The following is a 26,117-nucleotide window of genomic DNA, read 5'->3' on the forward strand; positions in this document are numbered from 1 at the left end:
GTTGGTGGAAAATGAGCCTGGTCGGTGACGACATGGCGCCTCGCCCCATCGAGTTGCCGGGCCCCTCCTGGGACCACCGGCACTAAAGACGGCTCACGAGAATGCCCTGGATGAGTCCGGTCCATGAAGTCGCGTTTACCTTCCTGCGAACGTCGATAACGTCGCTCTTAAACGGTAACGCCCTGTCCGACAGGGATTCCTCGTGCAGCGAATGCTCCCGAACGGGGAGAAAGACAGGTCTCAGAAACCCCCGACGTGTCAAGTCTTGGGTGATACTAGTGGACACACAATGATGTGAGGAGGGCGCAAATGGCCACCAAAAACCTTGGGCTCAATCTGACTGAGGTCATTGACGGCAGACTATTCACCATCGCAGATTATCAACGCCCATTCTCGTGGGGAGAAAAGCAACTGGGTGATTTGTGGGAGGACCTCGACCTTATGGGTGGCGCCGGTTCTCACTACGCCGGCACCCTTGTTTTGCGTCCAGTCGCCGACGTCGCCGATGATCGGAGCGAGCTGCGTCAGTTCGAGGTGATCGACGGTCAGCAGCGGCTCACTACCTGTTTTCTCATACTCGACCGCATCCGTCGGCGCCTGGAAGCCCTCGGTGCCCTCGGCCTAACCGAGGCAATCGCGTCGGCAACCGAGATCCGTGACAACTTCGGATTTGTGACCATCGACTTCGCCCCGCAGCCTCGCATTCGGCTCGGCAAAGGACTGGACGAATACTGGACGAAAAGTGTGCTTAACGATGAGCCATTCCACCAGGGATCGCTCATCGCAGGCCAGCGACGACTGAGGGAGGCGGTCACTTTTGTGGAGGCAAGACTGGCCCGACTCGTCACTGGTTCTGGCCCCCAAGAGTCCTTCCGGAGATTGAGCGAGCTTCACCGTCGCATCGCTCAAGGGCTGGGATTCCTCGTCTACGAGGTGGGCTCGTCCGCGGAGGCTGGCGTGATCTTCGAGACGGTCAATGAGCGGGGACGCGACCTCAGCGAACTTGAGAAGGCCAAGAATTACCTTCTCTATTTGGCGAGCAGCATTCCGGACGGTCGCGGTGAACAGCTTGCTAATTTGATTAACTCGGCATGGGCACAAATGTTCCAAAACCTTGCCAGAGAGGGAGTCGACGCAGACAATCAGCTCTTACGCGTCCACTGGCTTGCGACGGTCGACCCGGATTTTCACAACTGGGTCGGCGCGGGCTCGCTCAAGAAGCGATTCGACCGCAGCAAGTACATCGCAACGGCGATGAGGATTGTGTCGAGTGCCGACATCGTTGAGGATCAGACAGCATCGTGGGGGCGATTGAGCACGGACATCACAGATTATGTTTCATCTCTGCGTGACAGCTCCTTCATCCTCAGGGAGATGTCCGATCCCCAAGCTGCATTCGAGTCGTTCGAAAATAAGCAGGAAAAAGAGCAGGCGCGCCTCAATTTGGCAGCGCTGAGTCGTACGAGAATAGTTGCGCCGTACCGTCCGTTGTTGCTGGCGGCGCGGTTGCGGCATCCGCAGAATGGCGCGTTCTATGCGGAATTGGCCGATCTCTGCGAACGATACTCGGCAAGGGTCTTCGTCATCGAACAACGACGTGCGAACGCCGGTTCCGCGGGCCTAGCGAGAATCGCTCACAAACTCTACCGAGGAATCATCGGTCCATCGGATGCGATTGATCAGGTTACAGCTTTGCTATGGCGCTACGCGCCTGATGGGCGCCTTGCCACAACGCTCTATTCAACCGAAGAGGACTGGTACGGCCGACGCGGTCACAAGTACTTCCTCTACGAATATGAGCGAAGCTTGTGGGGTTCGCGGCCAGGATTGAAACTGCCTGCGTTCACGGAGTTCTCTTCCTCGCAGGCTTCCCAACGAACGACGGAACATATTCTGCCTCAGCACCCTCGCCGGGGGCGTGGCTGGAGCAAATTCTTCACTTCCCGGGAGCGGGCCTTGCTCGTGAATTCGTTGGGAAATCTGATTTTGACACTCGACAATTCGGTCTACTCCGACAAGGGTTTCGCTGGCAAGCGGGGGATACCTGGCCAAGTCGGCGTTGCCTGCTACGCCAACGGCAGGCTTCAGCAGGAACGTGCACTGGCTGCCTTTGTCAACTGGACTCCGGAGACGATCGCTGCCCGGCAGCAATCCCTTGCGGCCTGGGCGATGGAGCGGTGGGCGGTTACCGCGCCCTCGTCGATGGCTATAACTGCAACGGACGACGACGATGACGGCGAGGAGGAGGTTGAGGACGAGGCTGAACTCGAAATTGAGGTCCAACCCGATTGAACGTGCGTGCCAATCCGATCCTCACGCTGGACCGTCTGTTGGATCAGGAGCACGGCTGCCGTCGCCTCCTCACACACACGCAGAACTGGAGAATTCTCCCTCCAGACGTCTCGAACATGACGTCGTTTCCTGATCACGAATCCGATCAGCAGATCGCCGAGACGCTCGCTATTCCCGGGATGGTTGCGACCCGCCGATCGGTGGGAACCAGAACTAGATCGTCTTGAGCCCGGCGATTGCAGCCAGAAGGTCTTGTCGGGCGGCATCGCATGCCGCCGTGTCCTGGTCTTCGACGTGGTCGCGAGCGAGAACGGTGGCGGCTGCGGTGAGTAATTCCGTCATCGTCGTAGTACCGCCGACGGGCCGAGGGGCACCAGCGCGCGGACGCTTCGCAGGCGCGACCCTTCCGCCCGGGCGCTGCTCGAGGCGAGCGGGCGCGATGATCACGGGAATGCGGCCGTCGGCGTCGGGTGCGTCGCGCTCGCCGAGGATCTGACACCGTTCCAGTCCGAACTGGCCCCATAGCGCGGCCGTCCACGCGCAGAGTGCGGCGTCGAGCAGATCCTCCCGGTGCTTGTAGGCGGTGTCCTTGAGCGGCGAGCGCTCGTCTATGAGCGCGGCCGTGACCGGGTGGGAGCGGAGGTCGAGGGCCGGCCGCACGTCGTTGAGGCGCAGCATCCGGCGGAGGAGCTCGTCGCACTCGGCGGCGCGAAAATCGCGTCGGGCGGCCGGAGTGGGGAGCGCGGGGTTGAAGCGTTTGTAGCGCGGCCGCTCGGTGTCGTACCCGAACTCGGCCGCGCCGACCAGGGTCGTGTATGGGTAGCACTCGAAAAACTGCACCTGGTGGGGGAGGGGCGGCGCGCTGCCATCCGTGTAGAAGAACCCGGCGGCCTCGAGTCGCCGACGAAGCGTGACGCCACCGAGGATCGGACGCCCCAGATTCGAGGGGTTGGCGGCGACCCGCCACTGCCCGTAACGCTGCGCGACTTCGCGTTCGCACTCGCGCATGCCGGTCGCATTCTCGATGACCAGCGGCGCATCAATCGCGATCACGTCGCCGGGAGCACACCGCGCGATGACCCAATCGGCGACCGCGCCGATGCCCCGGGCCCAGCCCGCGTCGAGAACGGTGCCCGCCTCGTCAATGTGCACGAGCCCGGTTTCGTTGGCAGCCCTGGTCGCGGTGCCCTCGCCCCACGCGAGGTCGACGCCGATGTAGTTCATCTGCTCACGGTACACAGCCGAACTTCGCCGCGCGCCAGCCGGTTGGGGGAGGCGGCGGGCTGACCCTGCACCGTTTCGACCTCCCGCACGCAGCGGATGTGCACGCCCCGGTTGAGAGCGGAGCCGCCGGTAACGTGATGTTCGATGTCACGGCCGACTACCTGACGCTGGGGCATCCCGAGCATGGCTTACGGCATATCGACGATCTGCTTGCCCAGCGGCATCAGCGCGACTGGGATCATTTTGAAGTTGGCAATCCCAAACGGGATGCCGATGATCGTGATGCACAGTGCGATGCCGGAGAGCAGATGCTCGAGGGCGATCCACCAGCCGGCCAGCACCACCCAGATGACGTTGCCCAGGAAAGACCCGACGCCTGCGGTTGGTGTGGGGACCACGGTCTTGCCGAACGGCCAGAGCGCGTAGACGCCGATGCGCGCCGCCGCGATACCCCAGGGGATGGTGATGATGAACACAAACATGATGACCGCCGCCAGCATGTAGCCAAGGAACAGCCAGAAGCCCGAGAGCACGAGCCAGATGATGTTGAGAAGGGTCTTCATGGTGGTCCTATTCTCTCAGATAGCGTTGCTCGGCCGTCGGATTCCTGAGGAAGACGCCGATCGACATCACCGCAGAACGGCGGCGCGATGTCACACCGAGATGGCGACCTTGCCCCGCGCGTGGTGCTCGATGAGATGACTCACGGCGGCTTTGGTCTCGGCGAGAGGGTAGGTGCGCTCGATCGCCGGGGAGACTCGACCGGCCTCGATGTGCTCGCGCAGCACGTCGAGGTCAGCGGCGCTCGCCGTGGCCACCAACGGGCGTAGTGTCTGCTCGACAAACATCGACCGCACCGAGGCCCCGAGAATGCGACCCATCGGCCCGAAAACGCGGCCACCTGCTCCGGAGGACAGCACGAGTGTTCCGTGCCGTTTGAGAGCTCGGCGGCACTCGTTAATGGTGCGGTTGCCCACGAGATCGAACACCGCGTCGTAGGTCGTGTCGCCCGAGGCGAAATCCTGCGTCGCGTAGTCGATGACGTGATGGGCGCCGACGGAACGCACCAGGTCGACGTTGCGGGTGCTGCATACGGCGGTGACTTCGGCTCCGAGCGCCCGGGCGAGCTGCACCGCGAACGACCCCACTCCACCCGCTGCCCCGTTGATGAGCACGGAGTCTCCCGGCCGCACTCGCGCCACATCGCGCAGACCCTGAAGCGCCGTCGTTCCGGCGACGGGCACCGTTGCCGCGGACTCGAAAGAGACCGTGGTGGGCTTACGGGAGACCACGCGCTCCGGCGCGACGGTGTACTCCGCGAAACTCCCCGCGCTCACCTCCGCGAACACCTCGTCGCCGACCGTGAACCGGTGCACGGCAGATCCCACCGCTTCGACCACGCCCGCGGCATCCCTCCCGCGGATCGTAACGCGCGGTCCGCGCAGGCCGAAAGCGAGGCGTAAGAGATACGGCTCACCGCGCATCAACAGGATGTCTGCGGCGTTGAGTGATGCCCCGCGCACCCGGATGAGCACTTCGTCGGTGTCCGGTACGGGCTTCGGCAGGTTCGCCTGTTCGTAGGTTTCTGGCCCACCGTATTGCCGCTGGATGATCGCTTTCACCATTGCTCCTTCGCGAGTAACACTATAGTGTGTGAGACACAGTACCAAATAATCTCTGAGACCGAAAGGACCCACCATCATGACCCGCACCCTGATCACCCCTCTGCACCGCCCCACACTGCTCTCGACCCTCTGGATCGTGCTGATGTTCAACTACATCTACGCCGATGTGCTCGGGCTGAACGATCCGGCACACCTCATCGCCCTCGAGTCAGGCACAATCGGTGGGCTGCCCTTCTCGCCCGACAAGCTTGTTGCTGCGGGTCTGCTGATGCAGGTGCCGATCGCGATGGTCTTGCTGTCACGCGTGCTTCGTCAAACCCCGAACCGGGTGCTCAACATGCTCGCGGCTGCGTTCATGGCGGTCACCCAGGTGGCCACGCTGTTCTTCGGCACTCCGCCGACTCCCGTCTACTACCTCTTTTCCGCAATCGAGATCATCCTTCTCGTCGTGATCCTGGTCGTTGCGGCAGCCTGGCGTCGTACCGCCCCGGCGACCGTGCCCGACAAAGCGCTGGCCACCGCGTGAACCAGTAGCGTGAGACCGTGCTTAAAGATGAGGAACTGGCTACCCACCGGCAGGAATTGCGCCGTGGCACCGTCGTGCTCGCCTGCCTCATGCTCCTGGAGAAGTCGAACTACGGTTACGCCCTACTCACGGCGCTCGATTCCTCCGGGTTCGCGGTCGACGCGAACACCCTTTATCCGCTACTGCGGCGCCTCGAAAAGCAGGGGCTGGTGCAGAGCGAATGGAATACCGACGAGTCCCGGCCCCGCAAGTTCTATGCCACGAGCCCCGAAGGCAGGCAGCTTGCCGCTACTCTTCGCGGAGACTGGGACGAACTCGCTGCTGCGATTACGGCACTGACGGAGGAACCATGACGACAGCATCCACGCTCACCGATCGCTACGTTGCGGAAGCCGTTCGCAGCCTGACCCGTGGCCAGCGTCGGGACATCGAAGCGGAGCTGCGCGCCTCGATCGCCGATGCCATCGAGGATCGCCTTGGGGCGGGAACGGATGCTGCCGCTGCGGAACGCGAAGTGCTCACGGAACTCGGTCCGCCAAGAAGCCTCGCAGCGAGCTACTCGGACAGACCCACCCACCTGATCGGGCCGGATTTATTCAGCGACTATGTGCGCGTGCTCGCGGTGCTGCTCTCGACAGCCGTTCCACTCTGGTTCGTGTTCAGCGGCGTCGTCACCTTCGTGGCCGGTTCATCGCCACTCGACTCACTGTGGAGCGCCCTGTGGGGCTCGCTGGAGACAGCAATGTCACTCGTCTTCGCCGTGACACTGGTGTTCGCGATCATTGAACGCACGCCGGCATTGCGCTCGCGCCGCACAGCGAAGTGGGACCCGCACTCCCTCCCGGTCGTGCCCGACCAGCGGGGCTATGTGAGCGAGCTCGTCGGCGGGGTGGTCTTCCTGGTGGTGATTGCGAGCGTCATCATCGTGCTGCAGTCCGTGGGTGCCGTGGACGGTCCCGCTGGAACGCCGATTGGGCCCTTCGACGCTTCGTTGTGGGAGTCGGGCGTGTTCTCGGTTGCCCTCTTCTATTCAGCGGTGAGTATCAGCTTCCACGTCTTCGCCCACTACACAGGATGGTCGGTCGCCAACGCCGTGGCCACGATCGCGCTCGATGTGCTCTTCGTGGTTCCCGCCGTCTGGATCGTCGCCGGCGACCGACTGCTGAATGCCGACTATTTCGCGGCGATCGGGTGGCCGAACGGAGTGGAGGTCGTCGGCCTCATTGCACTGGCTGTGGTCGTGCTGTTCCCTCTGCTCGACACGGTCGATGCGATTGCCCGCACGGTGCGCACACGACGTGTTCGACCAACGGCCGACGTCAGCGGCTGAGGTCGGTCTCCTTCGCCAGCGATTCGAAAAACTGGAGTATTTTTCATGGTCACACCACAACCCCCATCCGCCTCGCCGTCGACCTCCAGGTCGAAGTTCTCCGCCACGGACTTCACCAGGAAGCTCGACCGACATCTTGACCGGATCACCCGGGCTCGCGGTGAGCTCGGGGCACCCCAGGTGCTTGTTCGGTCGCGTCTGCATGGAATCGACTATTCCTACGGTGCGCGCAGAACCCCGTTCCACGCGGCGAGCATCGGCAAGGTCGCGACGACAGCTCTCATGATGCAGCTCGTCGACGAGGGCGCGGTGAGTCTCGATACCTCTGTGCAGTCTGTTCTCGGTCCTCTCGACGGTGTGCTGATGGCCGAGACCACGGTGCGCCAGCTCCTGGACCATACGTCCGGTGCCGCGGACTATTTCGAAGGGCCGGTTACCTCCGGACCTCCGTTTCTCGAGCTCGTCGTGGGCAACCCAGACCGCTTCTGGGAACCGCGCGACCTGGTCGAGTTCAGCCGCACACGGCAGGTGCCGATCGGGATGCCTGGTGAGCGATTTCACTATTCGGATACCGGGTACATCCTCGCGGGGCTCGTGATCGAGGCCGTGGCGGGCGCGCCATTTCACGAGGTGCTGCGCGACCGGATCTTTCGCCCACTCGGGATGAACGACAGCTGGATGATGTGGCGTTCGGATCCGGTGGCATCCGCTGGGCGGAATAATGGCACGATCGCGCCGCTGTGGCTCGGTCGCGTCGAGGCGAGCGGCTTCCGGAGTGTGAGCTGCGACTGGGCGGGCGGCGGAATCGTGTCGACGGTCGATGATCTCGCGACGCTCAGCGAGGGACTCCAGTCGGCATTGATCAGCGCGGGGGCGCTCGTCGAGATGCGGCGGATTCGCCATCGGTTTCGCCGCGGCATTCACTACGGAACGGGGCTCATGGAGCTGCGATTCGGCGAATTCTCGTTCCTGCTGCGCGGATTTCCCAGCCCGACCGGGCACATCGGAGTGCTGGGCACCCACATGTTCTACGACGCGGTGCACGACGCCCACATCGTGATGAACTTTCATTCAACCCGTGAGATGGTGCGGAGCTTTCGCACGCTAATCCGCATTGAGCAGCTGCTGAGTCACCGGTGAGGATGCGCCCGGACAATTTCGCTTTCCATCGAGCCCGAGCGTGTCGGACTCGTCACTGTGCGCAGTCCCGGTGCCGACGTGCTTGGAGTCAATCTTCTCGCCGTTTTTGATCACATGCACCTTGGTCAGGATCATGTTCGTGCTGGCGAGCGTAGCGAACATTGCTTATCGTGTCGGTGGATCATGATGCAGAGATCGTCTCAGCACTCGCCGAAGCTGCCGCCACCCTTCCCAAGTGGACCGTAGTCGAGCGGCGGCTCGGGGACACTCAAACCCGGGGCCGCTGGATTGCTGGCCCGCCCGGTGCGTGAAGAGGCCCAAGTCGAGGTGTAAAAGCTACGGCAACGAGTCGACTCAGGGGGGAGACGAAGTCTAACCAGCCAGCCTAGTGCCGTCGTTGGCGATATCCCCGGCACGGTTCTGATCGCGAAGCAGGGCTATGCCGTTGACGTGCTGCATCGTCTCCCGTGGCTTTCCACCGCCAGGGTCCTGTACTGGGGCGATCTCGATACCCACGGATTCGCCATTTTGAACCGTTTTCGCACTTATTTTCCGCGGGCCGAGTCCATCCTCATGGATGAGGCTGAGTATTAGCGCTTCTGGGGGCCACCGATATTGACTTTGGGGGCCACCGGGCCGTGTGGCCAGTAGCGCGCTCGGGAGCCACCGGATATTTGTGTTGGGGGCCACCTGCTTACCTCCTTTCGTCCAGAGCTCGCAGAGGCCTGGTAGCTGGCCCGCGGCAGACCCTCTGCGGCCACGAGATTCTTGAACAAGCACGCCGCGTCGTCGCGGTTTGTGATCGATGGGTCGTGGCCCGCAGTAGGAGGTGACTGGTCAGGCGCTCGTCAGCCCGATAGACCTCAGCATCGTGTCTGTCGTGCGAAGGTCAAGATGGGCGCCGATATGGGTGACATCGACTCGCGGCTATTGACGAGCGAGGACTGAGCGAGTTCAGCCGGACTGATTACCTCAACTAAAGAGTTGAAAGTCTCCTTGTCAGAGGAGAGGAGGCACCAGACGAATTGTGCGTGACCAGGCGATTACTCAAGAGGCATTCGGCTTAGGGTACCGCAGCTAGCCAAAAGTGGCCGCCCACGTCCGCCCGTCCGCCTCAGCCCGCTGCCGCAGGCCGTCCCACGACGGCGGACCGGACGCGACAGCATCGAGGTCCTGGTCGATCGCGGACAGAGCTGCCTGAACGAACTCGGACCTCAGAGCGGTTCCGTCCTCGTTCGGATCGGCGTCCGGGTTCGCCTGCCAGAACGCGTAATCGGCCGCCTCGTACACCTGCAGGGCCGCCCAAACAGCGTTCTGCGGATCATCCGTACGCCATGTACTGAGCGCGTAGGAGACGGCCGCTGCACCGTTCTGACCGTATGCCGACTCGGGGACCCACCCATCCTCGTCTTCGTCGGGAACCATCGACGTCGCGTCGGCCTCCATCGCCATCACTTCGCCCGCTGGTTGTGATGTGAGATCCCAGGCGGCGGCCAAGATGGACGCCAACCGGTCGGCTGCCGCTGGGACACCGGCGGCCTGCGCGTAACGCTCGAACAGCGGGGACAGCCGTTGGGCGCAGGACGCGGCGAACGCTGTCCTTTTGCGTCGGTCCAATGGCTCCAACCGCGCCATTAGGACGCGCTCGTCGTACGTTCTCATGGGTTCCATCTTTCTCACCACCACCACGCTGTTGTCGGACTTGTGATGGTGGCGCCGGACTGCTTGAGGAAATCTTGGCATGAACCACAGATCGGCCGGGATATTCCCAAGCCTTTCGGAGTCAAACCTGCGTTGAGAGCACCGTTCACAGCGGTCACTTCAGCGTGCGCCCTTGGAGAGGTGGCGACGATGTCATCTACGCCAGCCAACGCCCGTTGTGCCGGGCTCAAGTCGCGACCGCCTGCAGCGAGTACGTTGACGCCCTGATTCGTGCTGAGAACGGCCGTGGATCTCGAGTTCCGGGCTATGGGGTCGAGGACACTGTGAATCGTTGTGGCTCTCGTAGCTAGGCTTCCAGCCGCTCCACCCATGCCGAACTTGCCAGCACCCGCGACGATAGCGGCACTGACAAGAGCCTCGGGACTGGATGAGTGCCCGGAGAGGCACGAGTCGGTCTGTTCGCTGGTGGCGACTGCGACGGCGGAGGCAGCCCAAGAAAGCGGGGCTGCGATGGGGACGACTTCGCCGCAGATCACCAAAGCGATCGTGCAGGTGACGGCGACAACACCGGCGACGCCCGCGGTGCCTTCCGCGAGTTGGTTAACCATCTCGCGCCAGTCGTAGTCGCTGAGGCCACTCGGGTCGAGGTTGGCCATCGGGTTCCCACCGGCGTAGGTGTCGCCGCGTCCGGGGATACCGGCCGGGTCGGGGGCAAGGAACCGGCCGTCGACGGGGTTGTAGTCCCGGGCGCCCATTTGTAGCAGTGGTGTGGTCAGGTAAGCACCGGTGAACTGCAGCGGATTCTGCAGCGCGGTCTTACCGATGGTGGTCGCTCGCGTGTCCCCGAACGGGTTGTAGCTATAGCTGTGGGTAAGTGTTCCGGTTGAGGATGTGACTCCGCGAACTGACCCGAGAGCGTCGGTGATGTAGCTGTTCGCGGCGGTCCCGGCTGTCATGCTCAGCAGGCCTAGACCGTAGTCGTACCTCCGGAGGGTCTTAGTACCGCTCTGTTCGAGCGCCAGACTCCCGTTGAGCGGGTCGTAGGAGCTGGTCGTGGTGGTCCTGCTGACAGTGCTGCTCGTGCGGTGGTTGTCACCGTCGTATGTGTAGCTGGTCGTGCTGGACCCCGCGGTGACCTTGGCCAGCTGACTGGCTGCGTTCCAGGTGTACGTGGCGGCGCCGTCCGATGTCGTGTTGCCATCGGCGTCGTACTGGTACGTCACAGCACCTTTGAGCCCGGATCGGCTAATGGCGCGTCCGGCGCTGTCATAAACGTAGGTCGTTGTCCCTGTTGGCTGGATGACCGAGGTGATGTTGCCATCGCCATCGAAGCTGTATCGGAAGGCTGCTGTCGACGTGCTCGGCGAGCAGGTCGCGGCGTTAAAGCAGACTGCGAGCAGTCTGCTTTGGGGGCTGTAAGCGTAGCTGTCCGAGCTGCCGTCAGCGTTCAGTATCTTGGTGGGGTTGCCAAGTTCGTCGAGGGTGTACTGGCTTCGGGTTAGTGTTGTCGTGCCCTTCTGGGCTTGCGTGGAGACCGGGCGCCGCGCGGCGTCGATTTGTAGGGTGCTGACCACGCCGCCAGGCAGCGCTGTCGTGACCGCCCCCGTAGCATTGCTGTAGGTGTAGGCGGCCAGCGTTGCGCTGCCGGACTTCACGCTGGTAAGGCGGCTATCCCGGTCGTAGGCGTACTGCGTTGCTGCGCTCCCGTCGGGGAGCGTCCGTGTTGACAGCTGGCCGGCCTCGTCGTAGGTGTACTGGAACGCCGCCGTGCCGCTCGTAACCGAGGTGACTTTGTTGATCACGTTGTACGAGTAGGACGTGAAGCCACGGGCGTCAGCCATGCTCTTGCGGTTGCCTGCCGCATCGAACGTGTAGGTGACGGGTGGCGTGCCGTCATTGTAGGTGAGCTTGGACACTTGACCCTTTGATGTGCGCATCAGGGTCATGGTCCGATTGCTGGGCGCTGTCGACTTGGAGAGCCGTCCCGCGGCGTCATAGTCGTAAGTCCACGTCCCGGTGCCTGAGGACGAAACAGTCCGCTGCGTGTTGCTGGCGGTGTACGTGTACGTGGTGGTGACACCGGCCGATGACGTTGCCGTGGCAATGTTGCCGTTCGGGTCATAGGTGTACCGCTGTGGGGCGATTGCAGGGTCAGATCCTTGGACCGTGAGCGGGCTTGCCGAACTGCCGTAGCTGTACGTAACACGGCCACCCTTGGCGTCGACGGTGTAGCTCACCCTGCCACCCGGGTCAAAAACCGTGGCTGAGGTGTGCCCCAAAGCGTCAACGGTGCTCGAGATTCGGTCCAAAGCATCCCAAGCCTGGGTGCTGCGGTATGTAGCAGCGTCAGCCCCGGCAACGTTGCCACGCGCTTCGACGGTGGACAGTGTCCGTCCCGCCGCGTCGACCGCAGCAGTGGTCACCCGACCCTCTGGACTGGTGGTTGATGTCAGGTCCCCGTTGGTGTTGTAGCCGTACTGGGTCGTCCGGCCGAGCGCGTCTGACGCCGCTTGCAGCGTCCCGTCAACGTTGTAGGTATAGCGCATGGAGACCACGGGACTGGCGGCGCCAGCGATGCTGGCGCGGCTCACTGTTGCGAGATTTCCCGCCGGGTCGTAGCTGAAGGTGGATTTCCTACCGTTGAAGTCGGTGGAGGCGGCGATGTCGTTCTTGCTGTTGTACGCGAAAGTCTCGCTGGCGAAGTCCGGACCGCGTCGCAAGGCGAGATTGCCGTTGCCGTCATAGCCGAAAGTGGTGGTGTTCCCGAGCTGGTCCACAGTCGATGAGAGCTGCGCATCGCCATCCCACACGAACCGGGAGATGTTCCCATCGGGGTCGGTCCGCGAGACCAAATACCCACTCTCGTAAGCGTCGGTGATCGTCATCCCCCGCGCGTCGGTGACGGCTGCGTTGCCGGTTCGGCTGTCGGAGCCGGACTGCGTCCAACCGAACCTGCTCATTTGGCCGTCCGGGCCCTGCTGCTGAGTTACCCGGCCCGTTGACGAGTCGTAGGTGCTCCGGATGGGGAAGTTGCCGTTGGGGTCTTGCACGGATGCAAGAAGACCATTCGCGTCGTAACCGTATGTGGTGGTGAAGCCGGCGGCATCAGTGAACAGGTGGAGTTGGCCGGTTGCGTCGTACTCGTACGCGACGGATCGCCCGTCGGATCCTGTGAGGCCGCTCACGAGCCCGGCGGCGTTGTACGACAACGTCACGGTCCGCCCGGATCCAGAAACGGAACTGAGCCTCCCAGCGTTCCAGCTGAGGGTGGTCCCTTGGCCGCTGCGGTCCAAGATACTGACGAGTAGGCCGTTACTGCCGAACGAGTAAACGGTTTGGTCCTTCAGCGTCAGCGTCCACCCGGAGCCAGACGCCTTGAGGGCAGACCTCACCCCGAGTGGTGGCGCGTAGGATAAGCCGGTTTTGGTGAAGACCTGAGTCGACCCACTCGGGTCGTGGTAGGCCACCTTTCCCGTGACCCCGTCCACCACGAGTTTCGCGTCGGCTGAATCCGACCATCCAAGACCGAAGCGGTTCGCGCGCGTGGCGTCTGACGCGTAGCTGCGTGCTAAACCCACACCGCCGCCCCGCGCCTCGTACGCCAAATCCGCGCGGTCCGGGTGGTAGTTGAACGCTCCGGTCAACGAGTCGACCGGGTCACCCTGCGGGGAATGCCATGGGCTGGCGTCGCCTGTGGTCTGTTCAGGGTCAAGCGGCGGTGGCGGAGGTGGCGGGCTGGTGTCCACTTGGAGGCCGTAGGTCTCGTTCACCGGCGTCCCGCTGAGGGTGGAACCGGAGAAAACCAGTGTCAAGGTCCAACCGGCCGAACATCCGCCCCAACGCGGGGTGAATATGCCACTTGCGATCCCGACGAGGTCGTCCAGGGAATTTGAGGTTGTGTTGTACACGTTGGTTCTGGTCACGTCCGAGACGATCGACCCACAGCCGTCCCTGATTGTGAATCTGGATGTGTTGACCGGTGAGAAGGTTGTGGGTGCTCCGGAGGCGTCCCGCGGATCAGGCACCGCACAAATGACGGTGGACCGACCTTGGACCAGTTTGACGTACGCGCTACCCCAGCAGATGACGGGGTTCTGGCCGTAATACTCCCGGCTTTCAAAGCTCAGTCCAAGAGTTGGTGCTCCGGCGGCCAATGCGGTCAGCCGCTGGGCCTCCACACGCACCTGGCCGTCGCGGGCTTCGGGGTCCTTACTTTTCGATCTAGTCGCCTTGGGGCTGACAGGTTCGTTGGGTGGCTGCTCGACCGAACTCGGTGCGCTGACATTCTGGGACGAGATGGAGTCAAAAGGTGCGGGCGGCGACGCTTGCGCCGTGGTCGCCACCCCCAGAACTAGTGAGAGGGAAGTGATGAGTGCCAGGGCGCCAAGGAGCTGACGGCCTTTTACGCGTGCCAAACCGGTCCGTCTTTGTCCACGCATGAACTAGCCCCCCCCCCCCCCCCCCGCATTAATGCATCCATGAAGTCGCGTAATGCGGACATGCTACTCGGGAACGCAGCCGCGTCAATGGGGGTTACGTTTCTGTCAGTGGTGTGGTTTCCGGCTCTTGAGTGTTGCTTCGTCAACGTGAAGAGCCACCGTGGGGTGGTTACGCCGTGAAACGCAAGTGGGACACCGGATCTTCCACTCGGATTATGCCGGGGATGACGTTAAGCCGAGGAACCGTGCCGATCCTTGTTGTTTGCTGGGGAGAGACATGGTTTTGTCGGCTTAGCGTTTTGGCACTCGCGCGGTCAGGCTGTGCCACTGGCCCCCGACCGCGCGACTGCGTGGCGCCCAAAGGCGATACCGGTGGCCCCCAAACGCAATATTCACTGGCCCCCAAACCCGCAAATACTCATGAGGCGACTCTCCTCGACAACCGGGAACTGTGGAGTATCGAGGGGAAGCAGAGCGTACAGTCACTCTCGCTCCTGACAGAAAGCGAAATGGAGGCTGCGGACTCCCTGCGGTCTGATCGCCACGGGGTAGGCGTTCGGCTGGAGCAGGAACGAATCCCTTGGGCCAGCGTTGATGCCGCCGCCGCGGAAAAGCTTGCGCAGCCTCCTGAATCGAGTTTCGCAAGCGCTGCGAAATAACGGGCTATGCTCCGAACTTTCCGAGTTGCAGTGGCAAAGACATGACCGCCAAGTGGAGGCGAACGGCTTGGACGTGCCCCGAGCGGATGCCGTGGGCTGGTTCTTCCCCTGTGGTACTCCGGTCGATGGACGGGGTGGCCGTGCAGTCAGCCAGATACTGAACGTTGCAACTCCCAAACCTGTGTGATTTTAACGGCAACAACGGTACGCAGACAGTGTGGGAAGGAACGGATGCGATCGTGGACTTCTCTACGCGTAGCGGCCACGGCCCGACCCGAACATTCATCGACCGAGCCGGCATCGCCTCGTTCTAACGCGGAATGAACCGTCCGGATGCAATGTCGGCCGCACACCCCGCGAGCAACAGCCCGACGGCCGCCGCGACAAGTGCCGCGGCACGCATGCGCCGCCACCGGGTCCGACTGCGCGGGTGCATCGACGTGGGACATTGCGCCGCTGGAGGTTGTCCGGTAACGCTGCAGGCGAGCGGGATCGCGGTTCCTTTGTCACGGCCAACGTTCGGCAGGGCCATCTTCCCGTTTCGGCGCCGGCGTTACCTGAAGGGGGGCCGAGGGAACTTCGCCGTGGTCGGTCGGTGGCGTTGTGGAGGTGGTGCCGCGCAGGAAGTAGGCGCCCAGGGATCCGGCCAGGGTTGCGAAGACGGCGACGGAGTAGACGGCTAAGACCACGTGAAGGATCCTCGAGAAGGGATCGGCTGTGGTGATGCCAGTTCCGGTGACCGTGGCCAGGGCGGTTTCGTAGAGGGCGTCTCCGTAGCTGGTCTGTGATCCGAAGGCGTACAGAAGTTGGCTGGCCGCCAGCACGACGACGGCGGTTAGCGCTATGAGCCATCCGATCCGGCTGGACAGCAGGCGCGCCGCCGAGCGGGACCCCCGAACGCTGGCGGAGAGGATTCCCCCGACCCGAGCGACGCGCACCACCCGCGCGAGCCGAAGGATCTGCAGGGTGCGGAAGAAGCGGAGGAAGGGCACGAGCAGGAAGACCACCTGCCACCAGTTGCGCTTCCAGAAGGCACGCTGGAAGCCGGCGACGTAGGCCCGCAACAGGAATTCCGCCACGAAGATCGCCCAGAATGTCCATCCCAACAGCGCGAAGACGAGACTCCAGCTGGCTTCGCTGATCAGCACCTGGCCGAGGACAACGAACAGGAACATGATGCCCAGAAACCCCATCGGGCGGTCCAGCCGGTGCGACAGGATCTCGGCCGACCTGAGCCGGTCGGGGGAGGCACCGCTCTCATCGGGCTGCCTCACAGCTGAGCGCCCCCTTGAACGTCATTCAGTGCCGAGCCGTCATGCATCGTGCTCGAGGCAATCACGCTCAACGTGCCGTTGGTCTCGAGGGCCACGGCGGCGATCGCTGAAAGGTCGCTGCCGCTGCCTCGCGCCGCGTGGCGAATTTCCGACTCCGTCGGACGATTCGTCTTCAGCGCCTCGCGCCGCAGAACTCCATCGGCTCCGAGGGTGCGCTTTCCCGAGAGCCGGAGCACGACCAGGAGGGTCAGGTACGCCGCCGACCCGACGATGAGGATCTGAAGGACGTCTGCCCGGTTGTCGAACCCCATGGCGATCACCTTTCTTCTGTTGGCAGACCAGACGGCACCCTTACTGTTCATCGGTGCTGTTTCTGCTGATGAAGCTTGCCGACCGGGTTTCGAAGGGTCGTCCTGATAGTAATCCGCCCGGCGCTCCGGTGCCGAGCGAATCCGTTCCGCACATCAGGCAGTGACCGTCTGAAAAGAGAGAAGTTTCGAGCATGAGCCACCAAACTCCGACCAGGTGGCCGGGATCGTCCACGAGTTAGCTCCACAGGCTCTCCGCCCTCTCTGCGTTTGGAGGAAAACTGCCGGGCCGGGAAACATTCTGCGCCCGGATGCGTTGCCCCTGACATGAGAGCCATTGTGTACAGCCAGACCGGTGAACCGTCCGTGCTTCAGTTGGTCGATCGGCCGGTGAACGAACCCGGAGCCGGGGAGGTGCGGGTGCGCCTTGTGGTGGCCGGCGTGAACCCCACCGACTGGAAGTCGCGCCGCGGCTCGGCACCGGGCCAGGCGCTTGCGTTCGAGGACGTCGTGCCCGGCCAGGATGGCGCCGGAATCGTGGAAGCGGTTGGCGACGGCGTTGAGAACGTCGCGGTGGGTGACCGGGTGTGGCTGGCGCTCGCCGCGTATCAGCTGGCGCACAGTGGCACGGCGCAGGAACACTCCGTGCTTCCCGCCGACCGCGTCTTTCCGCTGCCAGCGAATGCGAGCTTCGACCAGGGGGCGAGCCTCGGGGTTCCGGCGATCACGGCGTACCGCGCGTTGACGGTGGCCGAAGACGGTCCAAGCCGACTGCACCCGGGCGCCCTGCACGGCAAAGTCGTGCTCGTGGCCGGCGGTGCCGGCGCGGTCGGGCACGCCGCGATTCAGCTCGCCCGGTGGGCGGGGGCAACCGTCATCACGACCGTGAGCTCTCCGAGCAAGGCCGAGCTCGCCACGGCCGCCGGCGCGCAGCACGTGCTCACCTACACCGATTCGGACATTGTCGGCCAGATCCGACGGATCGCGCCGGAGGGCGTGGACCTCATCGTGGAGGTCGCCCCGGCCCAGAACTCGCATCTTGACCTTGCCGTCATCCGTAATCGCGGGTCGATCGCGGTCTACGCCAACAACGGCGGCGACCAGGTGACTCTCGACGTGCGCCGGCACTTCAGCCTCAACGTGCGCTACCAGTTCGTGCTGCTCTACACCGTGGGCGCCGACGTGATTCGTGCGGCGGCTGAGGCCATCAACGCTGCGCTCGTCGATGGCGCCCTGGCTGTGGGGGAGGAGACGGGGCTGCCCCTGCACCGCTTCGACCTGGCACAGACAGCGGATGCCCACGCCCTGGTGGAGAGCGGAGCGGTCGGGAAGGTACTGATCGACGTCACTGCCGAGTGACGGCACGCCACACTTAGGGCAGGGCAGGGCAGGGCAGATCAGACGCCGCTCTCATCGACCCGACCGCAGCGGTGCCGGCGGGAATGCTGAGCGGCAGCGTCGAGGCCAAGGGAAGTCGTGGAATGTGTCCCTAGTTGGTGACGAGTTCGGGGGGTCCGTGCGGCGTGGTGGGGTCGCCGGCGGGCGTGGCGAGGGTGGCGTGCGCTGCCGTGATCACCGCATCGAGGTGGATGCCGCGGCGGCGGAGTACCTCGGGGCCGCTGCCCGATTCGCCGAACTGCTCCACCGACACCACCCGTCCGTCGAGACCCACCCAGCGGTACCAGGCGTCGCCGCGGCCGGCCTCCACGGCGACCCGGGCGCGGAGTGCTGCGGGCAGCACGGACTCGCGGTAGTTGGCGGTCTGCCCGGCGAACCACTCGACGCAGGGCATCGATACGACGCGTGCGGAGATGCCCTCGTGTGCGAGGTGGGCGGCGGCGTCGATGGCGAGGTGAACCTCGCTGCCGGTGGCGAGGATCGCCAGGTCGCTGCCGTCCCCGTGCTGCCAACGCACGTAGCCGCCTGCCGTCACACCGGCGGGCGTGACCTCGGTGCTCGCCAGCACGGGCAGGTCCTGCCGGCTGAGGATGAGCGCCACCGGGTGGTCGGGGGAGGCAAGGATGCGGCGCCAGGCCGCGACGACCTCCACGGAGTCGGCGGGGCGCACCACATCCAGCCCCGGAACCGTGCGCAGCGACGCGAGCTGCTCGACCGGCTGGTGGGTGGGGCCGTCTTCGCCCACGGCGACGGAGTCGTGGGTGTAGACGTACACTGCGCCGAGCCCCATCAGCGCGCCGAGGCGGATGCTCGGGCGCATGTAGTCGCTGAACACCAGGTAGGTGGAGGCGAACGGCCGCCACGGGCCCTGCAGCGCGATGCCGTTGAGGATGGCGGCCATGGCGTGCTCGCGGATGCCGAACCTGATGAACTCGCCGCCCGGGTTCGTGGCCGAGAAACGATCGCCGTGGACCTCCACCGTGGTGGACCCGGCGAGGTCGGCGGACCCGCCCCACAGGGGAGCGGTGCCGTTCAGGGCACGCAGCACGGCGCCGTTGGTCTTGCGGGTGGCGATCTGGTCTCCGGTGCTGCCGACGTTTACCGTGTCGAGAGCGGTGGTGCTGAACTCGCCGCCGCGGAAGGCGCGCCAGCGCGCCACGGCATCGGGCTCGCAGGCGCCCCAGGCGGCACGGTCGGCCTCCCACTCGCGGTACAGCTGCTCGCCGCGGGCGACCGCACCCCGGGTGTACTCGAGGGTCTCGGGGGCGACGAGGTCGTGGAGCGGAGCATTGGGCGCGAACCCCAGGGTGGTTTTCACTGCCGCCAACTCGTCGGCGCCGAAGCCGCCGGCGTGCGCAGCCGAGGTGCCGCCGAACCGCACGGAGGGAGCGCCGATCACGGTGCGGAGGGCCACAAGGGTGGGGCGGCCGGTGCGCTCCACCGCCGTCCGCAGGGTGGTCTCGATTGCGTCGAGGTCGTCGGGGGTGTCGATCTCGAGCACGCGCCATCCGTAGGCCCGATACCGGGCCCGCACATCTTCGGAAAAGGTCTCGGCGGTGCCGGAGTCGATGGTGATGCCGTTGTCGTCCCAGATCAGCACCAGGTTGTCGAGGCCGAGGGTGCCGGCCAGGCTCGAGGCCTCACCCGAGACGCCCTCCTGCAGGCAGCCGTCGCCGGCCACAACCCACGTGGTGTGGTCGAGGAGGGCGGATGCGGGGGTGAACACGGCGCTCTCGTGCCGCGCGGCCATGGCCATGCCGACCGCCGAAGCGACGCCCTGGCCGAGTGGACCGGTGCTCATTTCCACGCCGACAGTGTGGTGCACCTCGGGGTGCCCCGGCGTTTTCGAACCGAGCGTGCGGCTTTTGGCGAGGTCGTCGAGGGTGAGTCCGTAGCCGGTGAAGAAGAGCTGGGTGTACAGCAGAAGACTGGCGTGACCGGCAGAAAGAACGAAGCGATCTCGGCCAAGCCAATCTGGGTGGGCGGGGGCGTGCCGCAAAACTCGGGAGAACAACACGTGGGACAATGGCGCCAATGCCATGGCAGTGCCGCCGTGTCCATGCCCCTTGGCCTGCACGACGTGCGCGGCCAGGGCGCGGGCGCTCGCGACGGCGCGAGCGTCGAGTTCGGGATGCGTCGTCAGTGACGGGGAACTCGTTGATTCAGTAGCCATGCGAGACACTTTGGTGTACTAATGTACTTAAGTCAATAACAGGCTTGGCGCCGCCTGCAGCACCGGCGGCTTCCTCTGAAGGTTGGGAATTCCATGGCACACGCTCTGTCCACCGGCTCGGGTGTGGTGCTTGACCTCATTCGGTCAGGCCGCGCCACCACTCGCACCGACCTGATCGAGCACCTCGGCTGGTCGCGCATCACACTGGCGCGCCGCCTCGACGAGCTGCTGCTCGCGTCGATTGTGATGAGCGTGGGGCAACTCGATTCCCGTGGCGGCCGCCCGCCCGAGGAGTTCGCCGTCAATCCGAACGTCGGCCTGCTGCTCGCCGTGGACATCGGCGGGTCACACACCCGGCTGGCCATCACCGATCTGGTCTCCACCATCCTCAGTGAAGATGAGGCCGATATCGGATTGGACGAAGGGCCGGCGGAGATTTTCGAATGGGCCGGGCAGGTCTTCGACCACATGCTCGATCGGCTCGGCAAAACCCGCGCCGACGTGGTGGGGATCGGGGTGGGGGTGCCCGGCCCTATTGACTTCGTGACCGGGCGGCTCGCCACCCCGCAGGTCGACGCGCAGTGGGACGGCGTGCTGGTGAAGGACTATTTCGCCGGACGCTACGACCACGCCGTCTTCGCCGTGGACCGAGACGTGAACATCATGGCGCTCGCCGAGGCCCGTCGCGGGTGGAGCGAATACCGAGACGTTGCGGTGCTCAAGGCTGGCATTGGGGTGGGCCTCGCCTTCGTGCTCGACGGATCGATTTACCACGGCTCCCGAGGCGGAGCGGGGGACCTCACCTGGGTGCGTGCCCGTGGTGAGCGCACCGAGCGGCTCGAGACCATCGCGAGTGGCGCGGTGATCCGCCGTGAGCTCCTCCGCACCGGCCGCCGCGTGCGCACGAGCGGCGACATCGTGAGCCTGGCAAGCCAGGGCGACCCGGAGGTGTTGAGGCTGCTCGCCGAGACCGGCACCGCCATCGGGCAGAGTCTTGCGCATGTCGTGGACCTGTTGAACCCGCAAGCCGTGGTGGTCGGCGGCAACCTGGCCCAGGCCGGCGAGCCCTTCCTGGGGGCGATTCGGGAGGCGATCTTCGCCGGAGCCCGGGACTTCGCCCTGCAGGACCTGGTGGTCGAGGCGTCCCGACTCGGACGCATTGCCGGTGTGACGGGTGCGTCGCTCATCGCGCAGGACGCGCTGTTCGAGGCCGACCGCATCAGCCGACTCACGCGCGGAGGCGCGCCACGAGAGTCGCTCAGCTCCCTGTCGATCTGATTCTGCACGGGTGTTGGGGCGGGTGTTGGGGCGGGTGTGCCGTCGTGTGCGCCCGCGTTTCGCTGCCGCTGGTGACATCTCAGAAAACTTTGGTTTACTTATAGACATAAGATCGTTTACGTAATAAAGTCATCCCAGTCGCCTTTGCTGGCAAAGCGGCTCGAATCCAAACAAGGGAGTTCATTCGTGGCATTCAACCTGACCGAAGCGCTGTCGTCGATCGTGACTCAAGCGAATGCGGCCGACTGGCGTGCCGCCATCCGTCTTGCCGGCGATGGGCTGGCTGCCAGTGGGGCAACGACTGAGACCTACACCGACGAAATGATTGCGGCCGTCGAGAAGCACGGGCCGTACATCGTCATCGCACCGGGTGTCGCCCTCGCCCACTCCCGTCCGTCACCCGCGGTTCTCACCGGCGGACTCAGCTGGGTGAGCCTGGCAACCCCCGTGGAGTTCGGCAACGCGGCCAACGACCCCGTGAACCTCGTGATCGGACTCGCCGCAGTCGACCACGACGCTCACCTGCAGGTGATGCGAGCGCTCGCCGGAGTGCTCTCCAACAGCTCGGCCATGGAGCGGCTGCGCGCCGCCAGCACACCCGATGACGTTCGGGCCGTGCTCGGCGACCTCGCCGCCGCCTCGTAACGCCTGCCACCGGCATCCGCCCCTCTTTTCTCACATAACTCACTCAATCGAAAGGCACCCCATGAAGATCGTCGCCGTCTGCGGAATGGGCATCGGAACGTCCGTGCTCCTGAAAATGAACGCCGAGAAGGTTCTCGCCAAGCTCGGTATTGATGCGGATGTTGAAGCCGCCGACATGGGCGTTGCCCGCGGCGCCGCGCAGACGGCCGAAATCGTGCTCACTTCTCAGGAGCTCGCCGAAGAACTCGGCGATGTTCCCGCCGAGGTCATCGTCATCAAGAACTTCTTCGATCTCGATGAGATCACCGAGAAGCTCACCGCTGCAGTCGAGTAACCCCGTCACTGTCTCTCTCTCACAGAATAAGGAGCACCCACAATGGAGTGGCTCGTCGTCATACTGAATTTCATTGGCCAGCAGATCCTCAATGTACCCGCCTATCTGATCGGTATCATCACCGCCATCGGGCTCATGGCGCTCAAGCGCAACGCCGGACAGGTTGTGGGCGGTGCTCTCAAGGCGGCCCTCGGCTTCCTGATCCTCGGCGCCGGCGCCGGCGTTGTGGTGGGGTCCCTCGATCCCCTCGGCAAGCTGATCCTCGCGGTGACCGGAGCCCAGGGCGTCATCCCCACCAATGAGGTCATCACCGCCATCGCGCAGGAGCAATTCGGCGCCCAGAGCGCCTACGTGCTCACGCTCGGGTTCCTGGTGATGCTCGCCCTGGCGCGCTTCACGCCCCTCAAATATGTGTTCCTCACCGGGCACCACATGGTCTTCATGGCCACCATGCTCACCGTGGTGCTGTCCGTCGGTTTCGGCGACGGATTCAGCTGGCTGGTTGTCATCATCGGTGCCCTCCTGCTCGGCGTGATCATGGTCGTGATGCCCGCCTTCGTGCACCCGTGGACCAAGAAGATCACCGGCAACGACACCATCGCCATCGGCCACTTCGGCACGCTCGGGTACATCGCCGCCGGTGCCGCAGGCCAGGCTGTCGGCCGCCGCAGCAAGTCGACGGAAGACATCAATTTCCCGCAGGGGCTCAAGTTCCTGCGTGACTCGATGGTGTCCACCTCGCTGTCGATGGTGCTCATCTACATGGTTTTCGCCATCTGGGGACTCATCGCCCTGCCGCTCGAGGAAGCACTCGCCATCTTCGGCTCCGCCGACGCCGGCGCGTTCATCATGGCTGGCTTCGGTCAGGCCCTGATGTTCGGTGTGGGTGTTGCGGTCATCCTCTACGGTGTGCGCACCGTGCTGGGAGAGTTGGTGCCCGCCTTCCAGGGAATTGCCGACAAGGTCGTGCCCGGGGCGCGCCCCGCCCTCGACATCCCGATCGTGTTCCCGTTCGGCGCCAACGCCGTGCTCATCGGGTTCCTGAGTTCCTTTGCCGGTGGTCTCATTGCGCTCGGGATTCTCGCGATCTGGCTGAACCCGGTCTTCGGACTCGCACTCATCCTCCCCGGCATGGTGCCGCACTTCTTCACCGGTGGTGGAGCCGGTGTCTACGGCAATGCAACCGGTGGACGCCTCGGCGCCATGATCGGTGGCTTCGTGAACGGTGTGATCATCACCATCCTCCCCGCCATTCTGCTGCTGGTACTCGGCGACCTGGGCTTCTCCAACAGCACGTTCGGCGATGCCGACTTCGGCTGGTTCGGAACGCTCGTGGGCGTCAGCGTCAGTGGCGGCGTCGGCATGGGCGTTGCGCTTTCGGTGCTCATCGTTGTCGTGCTCGTCAGCGCCGCCATCATCTACCAGATCCGGGTTGTGGACAAGGGGTGGGTGCCCGGTGCGAAGCGGGACGCCTGGATCGCGGAAGAGAAGGCAGCCGAGAAGGCCATCCTCGACGCCGAGAAGGCGGAACGGAAGGCTGCAAAGGAAGCGGCGGCCAGCGACAACTAGCTCGACAGAATCTCCGTTGCGTCAGAGAGGGCGGCTCCGCACGCGCAGCCGCCCTCTCTGGTGTTTGGCGGAAAACTGCCGGACAGGGAAACATTCTGCGCCTGCATGTGTCGCCCCTGCCATGAGAGCCAATGTGTAGAGCGCGGTGAACCGTCCGTGCTTCCCGCCGTCCGCGTCTTCCCGCTGCCGGCGAATGCGAGCTTCGACCAGGGGGCGATCCTCGAGGTTCCGGTGATCACGGCGTGCCGCGCGTTGACGGTGGCCGAAGACGGTCCGAGCCGTCTCCGCCCGGGCGCCTGGCCGGCAAAGTCGTGCTCGCCACGGCCGCTTCGGCGACGGTGTTCAACTCGCATCCCGAGGATGGCTTACGGTCTGTCGACGATCTGCTTGCCGAGCGGCATGAGCGCAACCGGGATCAGCTTGAAGTTGGCAATCCCGAACGGGATGCCGATGATCGTGATGCACAGCGCGATGCCGGAGAGCAGATGCTCGAGGGCGATCCACCAGCCGGCCAGCACCACCCAGATGACGTTGCCCAGGAAAGACCCGACGCCGGCGGTCGGCGTGGGGACCACGGTCTTGCCGAACGGCCAGAGCGCGTAGACGCCGATCCGCGCCGCCGCGATTCCCCAGGGAATGGTGACGATGAGCACGAACATGATGAGCGCCGCCAGCATGTAGCCGAGGAACAGCCAGAAGCCCGAGAGCACGAGCCAGATGATATTGAGGAGGGTCTTCATGATGCGCCCATCCTCTCAGGTCGCGGGGATACTGCCACGGCCAGCGCAACAACCCGGCCTTTATCGACCTGCTCGGCCGCTCGGAACCGGGTGGCGGGCTTGTCGTCAGTGGCCGCCCGCCGGGCCGAAGGAGGAGACACGTCCTACTGCGGCTCGCCTGCCAGGGTGTTCACCAATTTCTGGAGCGACTCCTGCAGCTCGCGGAACGGCGCGGGTTTGAGAGCCAGGGTGTCCTCATCCATGTAGAGGTCACGGCGAATCTCGAGCATGACCGCGTTCACGCGGGAATCCGTTCCGTAGTGCTCGAGGGGAACGTAGGCGCCAGCGAAGGGGCCGTTGGGGAGGGCGTGAAGGTGGGCGAAGGCATCCGTTACGGTGTGCACGAAGTCTGCCGGGGCGTGGAATTGTTCGAAACCGATGCACAGCTCGGGGCGGGGCCGGTCGGCGTGCAGCTCGTAGGCCAGCGCGTGTTCGGGGTAGGAGTGCATGTCGATGATGAGGGCCCGGCCGTGCTGGCGCAGGGTGGCGTTCACGAGGTCGGTGAGGGCCGCGGAATAGCTTTTGAAGTGGTGCATGAGTGCCGTCTGGTCAGTGCGGGCAAGGTCGCGAATTTCCTGCCCGTGGGAGCCATGCGTGTAGAGCACGCCCATGCCGACCGCGTTCATCTTCTCGGCCTCGAGCTCGGCCGAGGAGATGACGTAGGCAGGGAGGTGCTCGGTTGGGATCAGCTGGCCGCCGTGCGGGGCGTGCAGAATGACCGGCGAGGTGGCCGACAGGTCAGTGACGCGGAAATACGTGGATGACATAAGAGTTCTCCTTCGCGCGGGCAGTGCCCCATCGTTTCGCCTACGAGCCCGGCTGAGGTGAGCATGCCCAGCGTGGCCGCGCCCGTTTTCGGTGGGCGCTACGCCGGTTACCGTAGCGACCACCGATTTTGGGGGCGCCGACGTGGGCGCGGCACGTGCGGCGTGAGAAAATCCGAAACGGATGCCGCGGGTTCCCTCGGCCATGCGCGGCTTAGCTTTCGACGACCTGCTTGAGCGAGGACAGCCCCTTGGCCAGGTCGGAGCCGATCATTTTCTCCATGTTCATCATGACCCCGAAGGCGCGCGAAGCGACCGTCTTCGGGATCGTCATGGTCCACACCACGGTGGTGGCGCCGCTGTGTTCGGAGAGCGAGAAGTGCACGGCGCTGCAGGACTTGAACGGGCGCGTGAACGCGAGCTCAACGTCAACGGCCGTGGGCGTGATGGCGGTCGCCGTCATCGTGCCGGCGCCGGCCTTGCCGCTGCCGTCCCAGGCATACGTCGCACCGACCGTTCCCTGAACCCCGCCGTAGGTTCGTTTGAGGTCGGGCTCACGGCCGTCCCACGGCGACCAGACGACCCATCGGCTGAAGTCCGAGACGAAGGGGTTGATCGAGTCGGCGGACGCGTGAATCACTGTCGATCGCTCGAGCGTGGTGTAGCTGGTCATGTTTGGCTCCAACGCTAAAACAACA

The 26,117-nt window shown here is 64.4% G+C and carries 24 protein-coding genes; 12 read left to right on the top strand and 12 right to left on the bottom strand.

The genetic code is table 11. From position 1 onward, the window contains the following. Window positions 1–309: 309 nt before the first annotated feature. On the top strand, window positions 310–2,292 hold the full coding sequence (locus EDD25_RS13970; RefSeq protein ID WP_134174047.1) for a DUF262 domain-containing protein: 1,983 nt from the start codon (window positions 310–312) through the stop codon (window positions 2,290–2,292). A 213-nt stretch (window positions 2,293–2,505) separates the two neighbouring features. On the opposite strand, the gene EDD25_RS13975 is transcribed toward EDD25_RS13970, so the two are convergent. From EDD25_RS13975 to EDD25_RS13985, 3 genes are all read right to left on the bottom strand, one after another. Then, the gene (locus EDD25_RS13975; protein ID WP_134174049.1) at window positions 2,506–3,516 is read right to left on the bottom strand and encodes a DUF429 domain-containing protein; all 1,011 of its coding nucleotides are present in this window, start codon (window positions 3,514–3,516) and stop codon (window positions 2,506–2,508) included. 188 nt (window positions 3,517–3,704) lie between these two features. After that, window positions 3,705–4,079 (bottom strand): YccF domain-containing protein, encoded by a 375-nt coding sequence (locus tag EDD25_RS13980; protein WP_134174051.1) that lies wholly within the window; start codon window positions 4,077–4,079, stop codon window positions 3,705–3,707. A 90-nt stretch (window positions 4,080–4,169) separates the two neighbouring features. Next, complete coding sequence (locus EDD25_RS13985) at window positions 4,170–5,141, bottom strand: NAD(P)-dependent alcohol dehydrogenase (RefSeq protein WP_241986424.1); 972 nt, start codon at window positions 5,139–5,141, stop codon at window positions 4,170–4,172. A gap of 76 nt (window positions 5,142–5,217) precedes the next feature. Here EDD25_RS13985 and EDD25_RS13990 point away from each other — a divergent pair, with 76 nt between their 5' ends. The 4 genes from EDD25_RS13990 to EDD25_RS14005 are packed head-to-tail and all read left to right on the top strand — an operon-like array spanning window position 5,218 to window position 8,137. Beyond that, the gene (locus EDD25_RS13990) at window positions 5,218–5,667 is read left to right on the top strand and encodes a DUF6326 family protein (RefSeq protein WP_134174053.1); all 450 of its coding nucleotides are present in this window, start codon (window positions 5,218–5,220) and stop codon (window positions 5,665–5,667) included. A 17-nt stretch (window positions 5,668–5,684) separates the two neighbouring features. Further along, a complete protein-coding gene (locus tag EDD25_RS13995) occupies window positions 5,685–6,020 on the top strand; it encodes a PadR family transcriptional regulator (protein ID WP_134174055.1) in 336 nt (111 codons plus the stop codon). Next, the gene (locus EDD25_RS14000) at window positions 6,017–6,997 is read left to right on the top strand and encodes a permease prefix domain 1-containing protein (RefSeq protein ID WP_134174057.1); all 981 of its coding nucleotides are present in this window, start codon (window positions 6,017–6,019) and stop codon (window positions 6,995–6,997) included. Before EDD25_RS13995 ends, EDD25_RS14000 begins: the two co-directional genes overlap by 4 nt. A gap of 45 nt (window positions 6,998–7,042) precedes the next feature. After that, the gene (locus tag EDD25_RS14005; protein ID WP_134174059.1) at window positions 7,043–8,137 is read left to right on the top strand and encodes a serine hydrolase domain-containing protein; all 1,095 of its coding nucleotides are present in this window, start codon (window positions 7,043–7,045) and stop codon (window positions 8,135–8,137) included. Here EDD25_RS14005 and EDD25_RS14010 read toward each other — a convergent pair. Then, window positions 8,102–8,299 carry a hypothetical protein gene (locus tag EDD25_RS14010; RefSeq protein WP_134174061.1) on the bottom strand — a complete coding sequence of 66 codons (198 nt, stop codon included), beginning with the start codon at window positions 8,297–8,299 and terminating at the stop codon, window positions 8,102–8,104. The genes EDD25_RS14005 and EDD25_RS14010 overlap by 36 nt on opposite strands. A gap of 243 nt (window positions 8,300–8,542) precedes the next feature. Here EDD25_RS14010 and EDD25_RS14015 point away from each other — a divergent pair, with 243 nt between their 5' ends. Continuing rightward, window positions 8,543–8,731, top strand: coding sequence for a Wadjet anti-phage system protein JetD domain-containing protein (locus EDD25_RS14015; RefSeq protein ID WP_134175533.1), 189 nt, complete (start codon window positions 8,543–8,545; stop codon window positions 8,729–8,731). A gap of 483 nt (window positions 8,732–9,214) precedes the next feature. Here EDD25_RS14015 and EDD25_RS14020 read toward each other — a convergent pair whose 3' ends face one another. Both EDD25_RS14020 and EDD25_RS14025 read right to left on the bottom strand, forming a co-directional pair. Further along, window positions 9,215–9,799 carry a DUF416 family protein gene (locus EDD25_RS14020; RefSeq protein WP_166671314.1) on the bottom strand — a complete coding sequence of 195 codons (585 nt, stop codon included), beginning with the start codon at window positions 9,797–9,799 and terminating at the stop codon, window positions 9,215–9,217. A gap of 14 nt (window positions 9,800–9,813) precedes the next feature. Then, on the bottom strand, window positions 9,814–13,722 hold the full coding sequence (locus EDD25_RS14025; RefSeq protein WP_134574441.1) for an RHS repeat-associated core domain-containing protein: 3,909 nt from the start codon (window positions 13,720–13,722) through the stop codon (window positions 9,814–9,816). A gap of 740 nt (window positions 13,723–14,462) precedes the next feature. On the opposite strand from EDD25_RS14025, the gene EDD25_RS18395 reads away from it, so the two are divergent. After that, a complete protein-coding gene (locus EDD25_RS18395; protein ID WP_424948555.1) occupies window positions 14,463–14,897 on the top strand; it encodes a Wadjet anti-phage system protein JetD domain-containing protein in 435 nt (144 codons plus the stop codon). A gap of 506 nt (window positions 14,898–15,403) precedes the next feature. Here the strand turns inward: EDD25_RS18395 and EDD25_RS14035 are convergent. Together EDD25_RS14035 and EDD25_RS14040 are read right to left on the bottom strand one after the other, a co-directional pair. After that, the gene (locus EDD25_RS14035) at window positions 15,404–16,171 is read right to left on the bottom strand and encodes an ion transporter (RefSeq protein ID WP_241986422.1); all 768 of its coding nucleotides are present in this window, start codon (window positions 16,169–16,171) and stop codon (window positions 15,404–15,406) included. After that, window positions 16,168–16,533, bottom strand: coding sequence for a DUF421 domain-containing protein (locus EDD25_RS14040; RefSeq protein ID WP_243834559.1), 366 nt, complete (start codon window positions 16,531–16,533; stop codon window positions 16,168–16,170). Before EDD25_RS14040 ends, EDD25_RS14035 begins: the two co-directional genes overlap by 4 nt. Before the next feature lie 273 nt (window positions 16,534–16,806). Here EDD25_RS14040 and EDD25_RS14045 point away from each other — a divergent pair, with 273 nt between their 5' ends. After that, window positions 16,807–17,838, top strand: a complete 1,032-nt coding sequence (locus tag EDD25_RS14045) for an NADPH:quinone reductase (RefSeq protein WP_134174069.1) — start codon at window positions 16,807–16,809, stop codon at window positions 17,836–17,838. 130 nt (window positions 17,839–17,968) lie between these two features. Here the strand turns inward: EDD25_RS14045 and tkt are convergent, their stop codons facing one another. Next, a complete protein-coding gene (tkt, locus tag EDD25_RS14050) occupies window positions 17,969–20,050 on the bottom strand; it encodes a transketolase (RefSeq protein WP_134174071.1) in 2,082 nt (693 codons plus the stop codon). Between the two features lie 93 nt (window positions 20,051–20,143). On the opposite strand from tkt, the gene EDD25_RS14055 reads away from it, so the two are divergent. The 4 genes from EDD25_RS14055 (at window position 20,144) to EDD25_RS14070 (ending at window position 23,876) form a co-directional block, all read left to right on the top strand. Then, the gene (locus tag EDD25_RS14055; protein WP_134174073.1) at window positions 20,144–21,328 is read left to right on the top strand and encodes an ROK family protein; all 1,185 of its coding nucleotides are present in this window, start codon (window positions 20,144–20,146) and stop codon (window positions 21,326–21,328) included. A 186-nt stretch (window positions 21,329–21,514) separates the two neighbouring features. Beyond that, window positions 21,515–21,973, top strand: coding sequence for a PTS sugar transporter subunit IIA (locus EDD25_RS14060; RefSeq protein WP_134174075.1), 459 nt, complete (start codon window positions 21,515–21,517; stop codon window positions 21,971–21,973). A 61-nt stretch (window positions 21,974–22,034) separates the two neighbouring features. Further along, the gene (locus EDD25_RS14065) at window positions 22,035–22,307 is read left to right on the top strand and encodes a PTS sugar transporter subunit IIB (RefSeq protein WP_134174077.1); all 273 of its coding nucleotides are present in this window, start codon (window positions 22,035–22,037) and stop codon (window positions 22,305–22,307) included. Between the two features lie 42 nt (window positions 22,308–22,349). Then, window positions 22,350–23,876 carry a PTS ascorbate transporter subunit IIC gene (locus tag EDD25_RS14070; RefSeq protein ID WP_134174079.1) on the top strand — a complete coding sequence of 509 codons (1,527 nt, stop codon included), beginning with the start codon at window positions 22,350–22,352 and terminating at the stop codon, window positions 23,874–23,876. Window positions 23,877–24,241: 365 nt separating this feature from the next. Here the strand turns inward: EDD25_RS14070 and EDD25_RS14080 are convergent, their stop codons facing one another. The 3 genes from EDD25_RS14080 to EDD25_RS14090 form a co-directional block, all read right to left on the bottom strand. Then, on the bottom strand, window positions 24,242–24,616 hold the full coding sequence (locus EDD25_RS14080) for a YccF domain-containing protein (RefSeq protein WP_134174081.1): 375 nt from the start codon (window positions 24,614–24,616) through the stop codon (window positions 24,242–24,244). 143 nt (window positions 24,617–24,759) lie between these two features. Further along, the gene (locus EDD25_RS14085; protein WP_166671316.1) at window positions 24,760–25,422 is read right to left on the bottom strand and encodes an N-formylglutamate amidohydrolase; all 663 of its coding nucleotides are present in this window, start codon (window positions 25,420–25,422) and stop codon (window positions 24,760–24,762) included. Between the two features lie 211 nt (window positions 25,423–25,633). Then, entirely contained in the window at window positions 25,634–26,092 is a 459-nt protein-coding gene (locus EDD25_RS14090; protein ID WP_134174085.1) for an SRPBCC family protein, read from the bottom strand. Window positions 26,093–26,117: the final 25 nt, after the last annotated feature.

Source organism: Cryobacterium psychrophilum (genome assembly GCF_004365915.1).
In the GTDB taxonomy this organism is placed as follows: Bacteria; Actinomycetota; Actinomycetes; order Actinomycetales; family Microbacteriaceae; genus Cryobacterium; species Cryobacterium psychrophilum.

What these genes read in the sequence shown, in the direction of transcription:
- EDD25_RS13970 (WP_134174047.1), top strand. Translation starts at nt 310, where the DNA reads ATGGCCACCAAAAACCTTGGGCTCAATCTGACTGAGGTCATTGACGGC.
- EDD25_RS13975 (WP_134174049.1), bottom strand. Translation starts at nt 3,516, where the DNA reads ATGAACTACATCGGCGTCGACCTCGCGTGGGGCGAGGGCACCGCGACC.
- EDD25_RS13980 (WP_134174051.1), bottom strand. Translation starts at nt 4,079, where the DNA reads ATGAAGACCCTTCTCAACATCATCTGGCTCGTGCTCTCGGGCTTCTGG.
- EDD25_RS13985 (WP_241986424.1), bottom strand. Translation starts at nt 5,141, where the DNA reads ATGGTGAAAGCGATCATCCAGCGGCAATACGGTGGGCCAGAAACCTAC.
- EDD25_RS13990 (WP_134174053.1), top strand. Translation starts at nt 5,218, where the DNA reads ATGACCCGCACCCTGATCACCCCTCTGCACCGCCCCACACTGCTCTCG.
- EDD25_RS14000 (WP_134174057.1), top strand. Translation starts at nt 6,017, where the DNA reads ATGACGACAGCATCCACGCTCACCGATCGCTACGTTGCGGAAGCCGTT.
- EDD25_RS14005 (WP_134174059.1), top strand. Translation starts at nt 7,043, where the DNA reads ATGGTCACACCACAACCCCCATCCGCCTCGCCGTCGACCTCCAGGTCG.
- EDD25_RS14010 (WP_134174061.1), bottom strand. Translation starts at nt 8,299, where the DNA reads ATGTTCGCTACGCTCGCCAGCACGAACATGATCCTGACCAAGGTGCAT.
- EDD25_RS14020 (WP_166671314.1), bottom strand. Translation starts at nt 9,799, where the DNA reads ATGAGAACGTACGACGAGCGCGTCCTAATGGCGCGGTTGGAGCCATTG.
- EDD25_RS18395 (WP_424948555.1), top strand. Translation starts at nt 14,463, where the DNA reads ATGACGTTAAGCCGAGGAACCGTGCCGATCCTTGTTGTTTGCTGGGGA.
- EDD25_RS14040 (WP_243834559.1), bottom strand. Translation starts at nt 16,533, where the DNA reads ATGAACAGTAAGGGTGCCGTCTGGTCTGCCAACAGAAGAAAGGTGATC.
- EDD25_RS14045 (WP_134174069.1), top strand. Translation starts at nt 16,807, where the DNA reads ATGAGAGCCATTGTGTACAGCCAGACCGGTGAACCGTCCGTGCTTCAG.
- tkt (WP_134174071.1), bottom strand. Translation starts at nt 20,050, where the DNA reads ATGGCTACTGAATCAACGAGTTCCCCGTCACTGACGACGCATCCCGAA.
- EDD25_RS14055 (WP_134174073.1), top strand. Translation starts at nt 20,144, where the DNA reads ATGGCACACGCTCTGTCCACCGGCTCGGGTGTGGTGCTTGACCTCATT.
- EDD25_RS14065 (WP_134174077.1), top strand. Translation starts at nt 22,035, where the DNA reads ATGAAGATCGTCGCCGTCTGCGGAATGGGCATCGGAACGTCCGTGCTC.
- EDD25_RS14070 (WP_134174079.1), top strand. Translation starts at nt 22,350, where the DNA reads ATGGAGTGGCTCGTCGTCATACTGAATTTCATTGGCCAGCAGATCCTC.
- EDD25_RS14080 (WP_134174081.1), bottom strand. Translation starts at nt 24,616, where the DNA reads ATGAAGACCCTCCTCAATATCATCTGGCTCGTGCTCTCGGGCTTCTGG.
- EDD25_RS14085 (WP_166671316.1), bottom strand. Translation starts at nt 25,422, where the DNA reads ATGTCATCCACGTATTTCCGCGTCACTGACCTGTCGGCCACCTCGCCG.
- EDD25_RS14090 (WP_134174085.1), bottom strand. Translation starts at nt 26,092, where the DNA reads ATGACCAGCTACACCACGCTCGAGCGATCGACAGTGATTCACGCGTCC.